This is a genomic window from Aureitalea marina, assembly GCF_002943755.1.
GTDB lineage: Bacteria > Bacteroidota > Bacteroidia > Flavobacteriales > Flavobacteriaceae > Aureitalea > Aureitalea marina.
Window position 1 is genome coordinate 879,449 of sequence record NZ_MQUB01000001.1, and the last position, 12,449, is coordinate 891,897.

The 12,449-nt window shown below is 46.2% G+C and carries 8 protein-coding genes; 5 read left to right on the forward strand and 3 right to left on the reverse strand.

The genetic code is table 11. The annotated features are described in order from the left end of the window. Positions 1-152: 152 nt before the first annotated feature. Together BST85_RS04040 and BST85_RS04045 are read right to left on the reverse strand one after the other, a co-directional pair. The gene (locus BST85_RS04040) at positions 153-1,373 is read right to left on the reverse strand and encodes a succinylglutamate desuccinylase/aspartoacylase family protein (protein ID WP_104812085.1); all 1,221 of its coding nucleotides are present in this window, start codon (positions 1,371-1,373) and stop codon (positions 153-155) included. Further along, positions 1,339-3,216 (reverse strand): glutamate-cysteine ligase family protein, encoded by a 1,878-nt coding sequence (locus BST85_RS04045; RefSeq protein ID WP_104812086.1) that lies wholly within the window; start codon positions 3,214-3,216, stop codon positions 1,339-1,341. Before BST85_RS04045 ends, BST85_RS04040 begins: the two co-directional genes overlap by 35 nt. A gap of 187 nt (positions 3,217-3,403) precedes the next feature. On the opposite strand from BST85_RS04045, the gene BST85_RS04050 reads away from it, so the two are divergent. The 5 genes from BST85_RS04050 (at position 3,404) to BST85_RS04070 (ending at position 9,881) form a co-directional block, all read left to right on the forward strand. Continuing rightward, positions 3,404-6,271, forward strand: coding sequence for a M16 family metallopeptidase (locus BST85_RS04050; RefSeq protein ID WP_104812087.1), 2,868 nt, complete (start codon positions 3,404-3,406; stop codon positions 6,269-6,271). 80 nt (positions 6,272-6,351) lie between these two features. After that, positions 6,352-7,584: an Nramp family divalent metal transporter gene (locus BST85_RS04055; protein ID WP_245917629.1), complete on the forward strand. Its 1,233-nt coding sequence runs from the start codon at positions 6,352-6,354 to the stop codon at positions 7,582-7,584. Then, on the forward strand, positions 7,581-8,330 hold the full coding sequence (gene pxpA / locus BST85_RS04060; protein ID WP_181039949.1) for a 5-oxoprolinase subunit PxpA: 750 nt from the start codon (positions 7,581-7,583) through the stop codon (positions 8,328-8,330). Before BST85_RS04055 ends, pxpA begins: the two co-directional genes overlap by 4 nt. Beyond that, a complete protein-coding gene (gene pxpB / locus BST85_RS04065) occupies positions 8,327-9,049 on the forward strand; it encodes a 5-oxoprolinase subunit PxpB (RefSeq protein ID WP_104812090.1) in 723 nt (240 codons plus the stop codon). Before pxpA ends, pxpB begins: the two co-directional genes overlap by 4 nt. Beyond that, positions 9,042-9,881 (forward strand): 5-oxoprolinase subunit C family protein, encoded by an 840-nt coding sequence (locus BST85_RS04070; RefSeq protein WP_104812091.1) that lies wholly within the window; start codon positions 9,042-9,044, stop codon positions 9,879-9,881. Before pxpB ends, BST85_RS04070 begins: the two co-directional genes overlap by 8 nt. Here the strand turns inward: BST85_RS04070 and BST85_RS04075 are convergent. Beyond that, positions 9,859-12,444 (reverse strand): patatin-like phospholipase family protein, encoded by a 2,586-nt coding sequence (locus BST85_RS04075; RefSeq protein WP_104812092.1) that lies wholly within the window; start codon positions 12,442-12,444, stop codon positions 9,859-9,861. The genes BST85_RS04070 and BST85_RS04075 overlap by 23 nt on opposite strands. Positions 12,445-12,449: the final 5 nt, after the last annotated feature.

Genomic DNA, 12,449 nt, shown 5'->3' on the forward strand with positions numbered 1-12,449 from the left:
CAATCCTCGAATGCCTCAATATCGTTATTCAGATCGGTTAGCATTTGCTCAAGATCCCTACGATTGCTGGGTTGTATCTGGTTCAGGAGTGTTTGAGCCTATGGAAGATAGCGTATTTTATGGACATTCTTGCCTTAAGGTTCCAGCTACGGCTAGTTCATCCAGGGGGAAGAGAGATATTCTTCTGTTCTGGATGCTGCCTCCCTGTTCTTGGCTCTAAGATGTGTCTCATCCATCCATTTACTTCTATAACCCATAAGGTGAAGCAGGGGACGGGCCAAAAACCTGGCAGTCTTCAGATCTACTACCAACTCATCTTTATTGCCATTGGCCCATTCCACCCCAGGTAAAAGCGGTAGGAAGCGGTCCATTCGGATATGCCTTGCCCAGGCAGACAAGGTCATGAATAGTTTAGGAACCGGTCTAATAATGAAGTAGCCATCGTCTCCTTTCCCCTGGTATAATGGCATGAATATCTTACCATCTTTTGGGTCATTGATGGGGCCGCTGGGGCAATTGGCCAGGTGCTGTCCCTTGTGGATCGGCTGGAAATTTGTAAACCCGGGTAACATCTCGAAGTCGTTCCGGCAGGTTACCAGGTGGCGATGGATGATCTCGCAGATAGAGCGCAGCCGCCTATTGTGTTTGGCCAGGGTGTGATGGTACTTTTTGTAGTTGATATTCGCTTTGTCTATGGCCCCAGTAAATACCATGGAGAGGTAAATGAAGGCTTGGCGATTGGCAATGGAAGCCAGTTCGTCATGCTGTCCTCCTTCAAAACCGAAGGCCACATAGCCAAGCTCATTCACATAGCTAAGCAGCGGCCCATCCAGGTATTCCTCTATCCCCAAAATGATGGGTGCAGGATACTGGTAGGTGAATTCTCGGATTAACAGACTGTCATTAACCGTAAGGAACGGAATGGTCTCACTAGAGGTAGTGTGAAGATCAAAGAAATAGAATGGCCCTTTTCTACTGAGGGTCAACTTCTGCAAGATCTGGTTGATCTCCATCAGTTCCTGCTGATCCTCCAGTAAGTCATTTGGTGCGCTTTGATCGATCTTCTCCAGGTTTGAACGGGTCCATTCCCTGTTCAGATCCACCCGCTGGTATCGAACGCCCAATTGGAGGGCACTGAGGTTTCCGGTAATTGCGATGATCTCTCCAGCAAATTCGGGAGCGGTAGAATTCAGAAATTCAAAAACCCGATGAAGGGCGAAGACCCCGGCAGGTTCATTGCCGTGAATACCCCCAAAGAAAACTAATACTGGACCCGGCTTACTACCCCGGTAATGGCCTAAAATGCGATCTACTGTTACGCTGCGCTTAAGGGCTTTACTATGCACTTGGGTCATGATCAAAGGCAATGACATCTTTAATGGTTATTATTCCGACCAGGTCTCCTTTCTGAAGCACCGGAAGACAGCCTATCTCGTTGGTTTTCATGTGGGTTATGGCTTCCTGTATGGAGGTCCTTGGTGTAGTAGTAATTACTTCGGCTTCCATGATCGTACCCACTATCAGGTCCTTGTCTAGCGGTGGTGGCTGGCCAAATCGCTCAACATGTGTCCACGTTAGCAAGCCTGTTAACTTTCCTTGATGATCGGTAACTGGCATATGATGAATATCCTTCCATTGCATGATCTCAATGGCCAGGTTGGCTAGGTCGTCTTCATGGACAGTGAATAATTGGCTACTCATAATGTGTCCGACGTAACGCGGAGGGGTGTCTGCTTTTGCAGGACAAGCAATATCTGTCCATTCGTGGACAGGTTTACCGGATTGCTCGAATTGATGCAGGTGTTGGGTCAGAAGCCTCAGGGAATGGTCGATCTTGTTCTCTTTCCTCAGCTTCCGATAATTTCGGGTGAGCCATTTAGAGCCCGTTTTCCCCTTCGCTCGTTGTTCGATCACACGCAGATAGTTCTCTGTAGTCTCCTTATCCAAACCAGAATTGGTAAGACCGCGATAGGCAATGGGAAGTAACTCTTTGGTGACCAGGTCCTCAGTACTCATGCGTTTACCATCCCAGCATTGGAAGGTGTCCAGGCCGGCCCTTGCCGAATTGATGAAATTATTCTTCACTTCCCTGAAATCCATCACCTCCGGTATATTGTCGAATTTTGTTGGACGAGCTTGCATCAGACCTACCCAGAAGGCGAAGGTGGCCATGGCGTCAAGCGTAGTTGGCCCAGCGGGAATATATCTGTTCTCTATACGCAAATGCGGTTTGCCGTTTCCAACGCCATAACAGGCGCGGTTCCACGGGTAAATCGTACCACTATGAAGCCCTAGAGCGCGTAGCTTAGGGATCTTTCCTTCTTGAACCATTTTATATGAATCATCCTCCAGTTTGGTGGAAAGTATGGCCGGATACTGGGCGATATTGTCCTTAAAAATATCAACGGTCGTGCCAGTTGCCCATTCTTTGCCAAAGGAGACTCTGGGGCGCTGATCTTTTAGGGCATATGAGGTATTTCGCGTATCAATACTCTGCTGGAACAGAGCGATGCGGGTTTCGGACCAAAGTTCTCTTCCCAGAAGTAAGGGAGAATTCGTACTGACTCCCAAGACCGGTCCAGAAATTGCCTGCGACCAGTTAAAACTTGAAACAAAATCATTGGGATCGATCTGTAAGTGCAATTGGAAACTGGTATTACAGGCTTCAAATAATACGGTGTCATGAATGATGCTCAATTCGTCAACACCTCTTAAATGGAGTTGGAAATCACTGCTCCTAACCTCCTTTAGGATCTGATTCAGCGCGTAATATCTTGGGCTAGGAGTGATATAATCATATCCAAGGTGACGTGAGCCAATGGTCGGCAGTATTCCTGTGAGCAGAATATTGGTACCATATCTTCGGGCGGCACGGCCTGCATTGTCCAAGAGATCATCTAACTGATGATGTACAGATTTCATCGCTCCGGCTTTTAATTCTACCGGATCCAGGTTGATCTCCAGGTTGTAAGTGGCCAATTCTGTCGTGAAGTGATCGTCGTCAATAGCTTTGAGCACCTCCATGTTGTTATCCGAAGGCCGCCAGTCTGCTGTAACCAGGCAAAATTCTTGTTCTGCCCCAATTCGGGTGATTCCCGATTCGATCAGGTCGTTCTGGAGCATGTATTCCAGGGCTCGAATATCTTGTATCAGGTAGTGAATGAATGCTGCTCGTTGCGAAGCTGTTTCCAGAGTTTGGACCGAATGCTCTCCCATTTTACTGGTGGGTTTAGATCGTTGTCAGCTGCAAATTCCAGAAATTTTTAGCTTTAAAATATGACATTCATCAGACCATCATTTGAAGACATACATTCAATACTGGATCGCTTCACTCTATTTAACGTTATTTTAAGGATTAAGGCATGGGTACCATTGTATCTTTAAAACTTTAAAATAAAAACCAATGATCATCAAAAATTTGACAAAACGCTGGGGCATTCTTGCCCTGCTAGGTCTTTTTGTTCTTACTGCCTGTCAGCAGGACAAGGAAATGGCAGCCGATAGCGCGAAATTATCGGTAGAATTTGAAAAATATGAATTGGAGAACGGTCTGGATGTGATCCTTCATAAGGACAAAAGTGATCCTATCGTTTCCTTGGCCATCCAGTACGGAGTGGGCTCTAACAGGGAAAAGACCGGACGGACTGGATTTGCTCACCTCTTCGAACACATGTTGTTCCAGGAATCTGAAAATGTCGGGCAGGATCAGTTCTTCAAGATAATCCAGGATGCCGGAGGAACCTTGAACGGGGGAACCTGGAAGGATGGAACCATCTATTACGAGGTAGTTCCTAACAATGCCCTGGAGACCATCCTTTGGCTGGAAAGTGATAGAATGGGGTACCTGATCAATACAGTTACCGAATCTGCTTTTTACAACCAACAAGAAGTTGTTCAGAATGAAAAGCGCCAACGGGTAGATAACAATCCTTACGGACATACCAACTGGGTGCTGGACAAGAACATCTATCCGGAAGGGCACCCCTACAATTGGCAGGTGATCGGAGAACTGGTTGACCTTCAGAATGCGACAGTAGAGGACGTAAAAGAGTTCTACGATAAATTCTATGGTCCTAATAATGCCACATTGGTATTGGCAGGAGATTTCGAGACCGAAGATGCCAAGGCTCTGATCGAAAAGTATTTCGGCGAGATCAAACGTCGTCAGGAAGTGGCCAAGCTAGAGCCTATGCCTGTAACCATAGACGAGACCAAGCGCCTATATCACGAGGACAACTTTGCCACTACTGCTCAGCTTAACATGGTTTGGCCAACTCTTCAGCAATATACTGACGATGCTTACGCCCTGGATTTCCTTGCTGAGATCCTGTCTAGCGGGAAGAAAGCCCCCATGTACAAGGTGCTGGTCAAAGACAAGGAATTAACCTCCCGTACTGTGGCTTACAACAACTCCCAGGAGATCGCCGGGGAGTTCCACGTAATAATCACTGCCAACAACGGAGTTAATCTAAACGACGTAGAGGCCGGTATCAATGAGGCATTTGCCCTTTTTGAAGAGACAGGGGTTACCGATAGAGATATCGAGCGAATCAAAGCCGGATTGGAGACTCAGTTCTACAACGGTATCAGCAGTGTACTAGGCAAGTCCTTCCAATTGGCGCAATACAATGTATTTGCTGGAGATCCTGGATTTATCGAGCAGGATATCGAGAACATCAAGAAGGTGACCAAGGAAGACGTGATGCGGGTTTACGAAAAATACATCAAGGATAAGCCTTATGTGATGACCAGCTTTGTTCCTAAGGGACAGACGGAACTGATCGCTTCAAATTCTGAAGTGGCTCCGGTTGTAGAGGAGGCCATCGTCGAGAATGTGGCTAAAGAAGTGGTAGATTCTCAGGAAGAGATCGCCAAGACTCCTTCTAATATCGATCGTTCTACACAGCCGGCTCAGGGACCTTCACCAAAACTGAACATCCCTCAGAGCTGGAGTAAAGAACTGGCTAACGGTATGAAGGTATACGGTATTCAGCAAGACGAGATCCCAGTGGTCAACTTCAGTATCGTCATGGAAGGTGGACACCTGCTGGATGATATGGAAAAGAACGGGGTAGCCAACCTGATGACCGATATCATGATGGAAGGTACCGCGAATAAGACCCCAGAAGAGTTGGAGGAAGAGATCGAATTGCTCGGTGCAAGTATCAATATGTACACCACCAGAGAATCCATCGTTATTCAAGGGAACACTTTGGTGCGTAACCTACAGAAGACTTTGGACCTGGTTCAGGAGGTTCTTATGGAGCCACGCTGGGACGAAGAGGAGTTTGCTCGTATCAAACTGGCGACGGTCAATCAGATCAAACGTTCTGATGCGAATCCAAATGCTGTTGCCGGTAGAGTATACAATAAGCTACTATATGGCGAGGATCACATCTTTAGTTATCCGACTTCCGGTACGGTAGAATCTGTTGAGGCCATCACCATGGATGATCTAAAGGCCTATTACGAGAAGAATTTCTCTCCTTCTGTGTCCAATATGCACATAGTAGGTAAGATCGATCAGGCAGGTGCTTTGGCTGCTGTCGCGGGACTGGAAAAAGCTTGGGCTGCCAAGGAGGTAACCATCCCTGAATACCCTATTCCAGATCCTAGAGATCGTTCTTCTGTTTACTTTGTAGACATTCCGAATGCGAAGCAGTCCGTGATCAACATCGGTTATATCGCTCTGTCCAGAACCAACCCGGATTTCTACCCGGCAGAGGTTATGAACTACAAGCTAGGAGGATCTTTCAGCGGAAGTGTGAACATGATCCTTCGGGAAGAAAAGGGATATACCTATGGAGCTCGAACCTATTTTGGAGGTACCAAGATCCCAGGAACATTTACAGCTTCGTCCAGTGTAAGAACAAATACAACCGGAGAATCAGTACAAATTTTCCGAGACGAGATCCGCAAGTACAAGGATGGTATCAGTGAAGAAGATCTGGAGTTCACCAAGAATGCCCTGATCAAGTCCAATGCCCGTCGTTTCGAGACTCAGTTCTCCCTCTTGGGTATGTTACAAGAGATGAGCACTTATGGTCTAGCTCCTGATTATATCTCCCAGGAAGAAGCAACTGTCCGGAATATGACCCTGGAACAGCACAAGACTTTAGCGAATAAATATTTAGACGAGTCCAAGATGGCTTACCTGGTGGTAGGAGACGCCACTACTCAATTTGCCCAGTTTAAGGACATGGGCTTTGATGAAGTTCTGCTGGTCGACAAACAAGGAGAAGAAGTAGAGCTGGAAGAGGTAAAACAGTAATTTTAAGTGTTAGTACCGAGAGAGGGATGCCCGAAAGGGTGTCCCTTTTTCTTTTTATCTTTCTTTTCCAATACCATCACTTGAAACGATTTTTCTCTCAAATTGGTCCGGGCACTTTGGTGGCCGCCGCTTTTATTGGTCCTGGTACGGTTACAGTCTGTACCCTTGCGGGTGTGGAGTTCGGATTTACCATGCTTTGGGCCATGGTCCTTTCAGTTATAGCTACCATTGTTCTGCAGGAGATGGCCGCTCGTCTTGGCCTGGTCACAGGTAAGGGCCTAGCCCAGGTACTCAGAGATGAGATCAACTCCCCGGCCTTTAAGTTCATTGCCCTTGCCTTGGTCGTGTCTGCCATATTAGTGGGAAACGCGGCATACGAAGCAGGCAATATTAGCGGTGGAGCTCTTGGGCTACAGACCCTCATTCCCAACAGCCAGGTGGACATTGGAAGTATCCGCTTAAACACCCTGAGTATAACTATTGGTCTTTTGGCCTTTGTCTTTCTTTTTGTGGGACGTTACAAACTGATCGAGCGATCGCTTGTGGTCCTGGTCATCTTTATGAGCCTGTCTTTCTTGCTTGCAGCATTTCTTACTGAGCCAGCTTGGATAGAGGTGCTCAAAGGATTGTTCGTGCCCTCCGTTCCTAAAGAAGGCCTGTTAACGGTGATTGCCTTAGTGGGTACTACCGTCGTACCCTATAATTTATTCTTACATGCTTCGTTGGTCAAGGAGAAGTGGCGGGATGAGCGAGATCTGAAGGCTGCAAGGCGAGATACCTATGTATCGATCACATTGGGTGGTTTGGTTTCCCTGGCCATTATTATTTGCGGCGCAGGGATACAGCAATCTGGAATCAGTAGTGCCGCCGGTCTGGCAGCGGGATTAAAACCCCTTTATGGAGAATTGGCCAAATGGGTGGTTTCCCTGGGGTTATTTGCTGCAGGAATCACTTCGGCCATAACTGCTCCTTTGGCGGCCGCCTACGTAGCCAAAGGATGTTTTGGGTGGCAGGGTGGCCTTAAATCGAATACATTTCGGCTGATCTGGATGTTGGTATTGCTGATGGGTGTGATCTTTTCATCCATCGGATGGAGTCCGATCGAGATCATCCGCTTTGCCCAGGTCGCTAATGGCCTGTTGTTGCCAATTATCGCGATCTTCCTACTTTGGGCCGTCAATCAGCGAAAGATACTTGATAGTTATGTGAACAAGCCGGTGGTGAATCTACTGGGAGTCCTGATTATACTTGCAACGCTGATCTTATCCATCAGAAGCCTGGAACGGGTTTTTGAACTTAACTTATTGGGGTGATAGAACAGGGCGACCATATCATCGACATCAATGCGGACTTGGGAGAGGGCATTGGGCCGGACCATGCCATCATGCCCATGATATCGTCCTGCAATATTGCCTGTGGCGGTCATGCTGGAGATATGACCAGTATGAGATCGACCATTCAGTTGGCCTTGGATCACAATGTCGCGGCCGGGGCACATCCTTCTTTCCCTGATCGTGATAACTTTGGCCGTGTGATATTACAAATGAGTCGCCAGGAACTGACCGAGTCGATCTTTGAACAAATTCTCACTTTCTCTGCGGTTTGCGAAGAATTGGGTGCTCAACTTCACCATATAAAGCTTCATGGTGCCCTTTATAACTATGCGGCCAAGGACGCGGCTACCTCAGATGCGGTTATCAAGGCCCTGGAGATGACGGGCCTGAGGCCAATTCTGTATTTGCCTTACAATTCGGTATTCCATCGCAAGGCAGAGCATCTATTCCCATTGGCATTTGAGGCTTTTATAGACCGTCGTTATGAGGAAGATGGATCCCTTCGTTCCAGGCAAGAAAGTGATGCTGTTATCCATGAGCCTGAACTGGCCTGGAAACAATTGCAGCTTATGGTCACGCAAGCTAAGGTGATGACGGTCCAAGGTCATTTGATCCCTGTTAAGGCCTCGACCTTTTGTTTGCATAGCGATCATCCAAATGCGGTGGAAATTTTGAATTATATCCGTAATCAGATGAGTACCCACGGAATAGTTTTGAATGCATGAGGCCCGAGATCAAACAGTTTGGCGATAAGGCAGTTCTCTTGGAATTCCCACCACATATTGATCCGCAACTCCACCGCAGGGTCATGCAATGGACCAGATTTCTGGAATTGCATTTTCAAAAAGACATTCTCAATGTAGTGCCCTCATATGCTTCAATTGCAATTTATCTTAATTCCCATGTGGAGGTAGAAACAATCATCCAGAATCTGAAGGTGTCAGATCCTTTATCTACCAAGGAGAACCCCAGACGGAAATGGCATTATACATTACCGGTTTGTTATGCGGACTCCATGGCTCCCGATATGTCCTCAATGTGTGAGAGCTTGTCCCTAACTCCAGAACAGTTGATCAGATTACACACAAAACCAACCTACTTGGTATATTTTATAGGGTTCTTACCCGGTTTTCCCTATTTGGGTGGCTTGGATAGTCAATTGCACTTTCCTAGAAAGGACAGCCCAAGACCACTGGTAGCAAAAGGTTCGGTTGGAATAGGGGGGCAGCAAACAGGTATTTATCCCCAAGACTCTCCTGGGGGCTGGAACCTGATCGGTCACTGCCCTGTACCCTTGTTTGATCCCGGTTTGGATACTTCCTCCTTGCTGGCACCCGGCGATCAGGTCTCCTTTCAGACTATCAGTTTAGAAGAGCATGAAGAAATTAGTGAGTTGATTATCCGGTCGGACTATCAAGTTGGAAAAACCGAGATCCATGATTGAGCTGATTACATCTGGTATTGGTACTTGTTTGCAGGATCTTGGTCGATTAAGAACACGACAATTTGGTGTGCCCGTAGGGGGAGCCATGGATCAGATTTCTGCAATCAATGCCAATCGTCTATTAGGTAACGAGGACGATGCGATTGTGATTGAAATGATGTACTCCGGGCCTCAACTGCTTGTTCATGAACCGTGCACTGTGGCACTGCGAGGCGGGAATTTCCGCTGTATCATCGACGGTAAAGAAGTTGACAGCTCTAAACCCATACCACTGTATAAAGGTAATCAGATTCAATTCCGGACAGGAACTACAGGTATGTTTGGTTATTTGGCAGTTAGGGGTGGAGTTAAGTCTGATAAGGTCCTGGGGAGTGGAACCAGTCTGTCAGGATATACTGGAAAGTCGAGGCTTAAAAAAGGTGATATGCTAGAGGCAAATGATGAAAAAATCTCCAAAGTGGATCAAAATAAAGAAGTAATAGACACAGACTATAACACCTCTTCAATAGCCGTTTATCCTGGTCCTGAATACGAAGCATTCGCCCATAAACTACCCGATTTGGAGACAATGACCTGGACTGTTTCCAACAGCAGTAATCGTATGAGTTACCAGATGGAAGAATTATTGAGTAAAGAAGCTTCCGGGATTCTCACAGCCCCTGTTCAGGCCGGGACTGTGCAATTAACGCCATCCGGTCGTTTGGTCGTCTTAATGCGTGATTGCCAAACGACTGGAGGATATGCCAGAATATTACAATTGACGGACAGGGCAGTAAGTCAATTGGCCCAGAAAAGACCTGGGAGTCGTATTAATTTTTCCCTGAAGCTGTGATCGAATCGGTGACCATAGGGATAAGGACCTTTATCTCCTCGAATTGAGCCTTTACCTCATCATGCTCCAACATGGCCTTCATAAAATCGATACTCCCAGGGTTTAAATGCCTGGAAAGTGTGGGCTCATAGTACTTCCAGGGTTCTGCAAGACCCTTGTTCGGATCTTCCGTCTTGTCATAGATTCGATCGTTTGATTCCTTTATCATGCTGTCCAGGATTCTGTGTTGGTCTTTACTGATGCTTATTTCCCCGTCCAATGCGGACTCAATGTCCTTAAAGTTGATCTTATGAGGAAGAAATATTTTTATGTAGTTCAAGGAACTGTCTTTCACCTGTAGGTTATACAAGTAGTCGGCCAGGTAACCTGGTACCTTATCCAGGTTGAGACCAGTTTTCAGATCCGCTATGATGTTATCCGTCTCCACCTCGTCTTTTTCTACTCTTCCGATCTTTTGAATGACGGTGAAATCCTGAATTATCTTATCGGCATAGAGTGATTTAGCGTTGATTATTTCAATGAAAGTAACACCTTTAGTGAATATATTTAAGTAGTTGTTATGAAAGTAGTTGTATAAATCTAAATTACTTAAAAGACCGCTGTTGTCAATAGCTCCAGCATCTATAAAATGTCCGTATCCTTTGATCTTGGCCGCTGGGCTTAGAAAAGGAAATCGATTGGTAGTTGATACGGCTTGATAATAGGTCAATGTCTTTTGATCCTCCAGATCCCCCAGGTTTTGCGAAAAAGGAAATATGGTCTGGAAATCATTGGCCTTTACCGACCAGCTGATACCGCGCTTGCCATTTGTTGCAGCTGTGTTCATAATCAGGGAAGGATAATGAACATCCTTTTCATAGGCCATTTTCCATATATCCCTGAATGCCGTGGAATCCAAATGGGGAAGTGGTCGATCGAGGATATCGTTCTGATAGCGCCGCATTTTGAAGTAAGGCCTGTCCTTTCCCCTGAACTTATTCAATGGCCAAAGCTTCCGATAAGTGTCCAGACCGAAGGTCAGACTTATGTCCAGGGAGGTGTAGTTATCGCTGATCACAGCATCAATCTTCTTATCGATATCCTCAAAATCGGTTCCATTCTCTCCGTATAGCACGGTGTAGAGCGCCAATCCCAAAGAACCTCCCGAAGCACCCGATAGCCCGACTGTCTGATTCAATAATTTCCCATCTGTTCTTTTTTGAAGTTCTTGCAAAACCAGCAAGGTCCAGGCATTGGCTTTCAAACCTCCGCCATGAGAGGCAATAAAGAACCGGTGTTCATGGTGCTGGAGTAATGATTGGGTGAACACCTCTTCTCTGATTGGGGACCGGGAGCTGGAGACCTGATCCAGTTCGTGTGTTCTTACCTCTCCCGACCAAAACCAGGTAATTAGAAAGAGAATAAAGAACAGTGTGGTTGTACCAAAGAGAATTTTGTAGAGCCTCGATCTTTGTAATCCTTCTTTCTGGGCCACAAAATAGTACTTCCAAAGATTGGCGATCAGGAAGTAATAAAAATATAAGAAGGCCATAAGAACCGGGATCCCATTAAGCAGAAAGGCACCATTGAGACTACCGACGGTACTCGAAGCTATTATGGCAAAGGAAACAAAGAAACCAAGATGGAAAAGGGAAAGATATTTCTCTGAACGGCTCAATGAAAAGCACCAATTCAGGAATGATTTTGACGGGAAGAACCATTTCAGAACATTGGACAGATAAGTAAACCGATCGAACTGTGTTCGGAGCAAGCGAAAAAAGACATAATTCCAGATCAGGACAAAACTGGTTGCATAAAGGAGGATCAGGCCAAGAAGACTGAACTTAACCCACAAGACCGTAACCAGTAAAGCGATCAAGCAAAGTCCGATGATCCCCACATATATTTTGCCCAATCTTAATAGATAATGGCTTTTACGCTTGTTGTTTATAGCGCGGTCGGTCTCCGTCCGGCTTAATGCAACCTCCTGTTCCAGATGGATCAGCTTACGCTTTAAAATATAATAGGCAAGGATAGGCAGGATCAGGCCGAAGTACATCAGGGGTTTGATCCATCCTAAAGGCAGACTGGTGTAGGCTAGAATAGGATCAAAGCTTTTGAGGATATAATGAAACCATAGAATGTGAATGGCCATACCCAGACTGTATCTAAGCGTATTGGCCATTCGATCGATGGTATAATGGCTTTTGTCCAAACGGAAGATATATACCCGATACCATTTGAAAGTGCCATCACCAAAAGGATAAGCGGCCCTCCAGCTGATGTGTCGGGCAGAGTCGTTCAGGTTTGCAGCATAGTAAGTGTATATAGGATAATGAGAGAGTGCGAGGGCGAAAAGATTGATAAAGAGGATGCTCAACATCAAGCTGAGGGTAGTACTAGCGGTTTGAACTTCGATCATATCGATGAACAGGGTAAGAGCCTGGTCCATATTCAGGAGCAAGAGCAGAATAATACCCAATACAACTAAGCTGAGGAAGCTGGACTTGACAAAGTTCTTGACAGAGTTCTTGAACTGGTCCAAGCCCTCGATTAGTATAGGAAACAATCGAAATGGAGGCATTATTG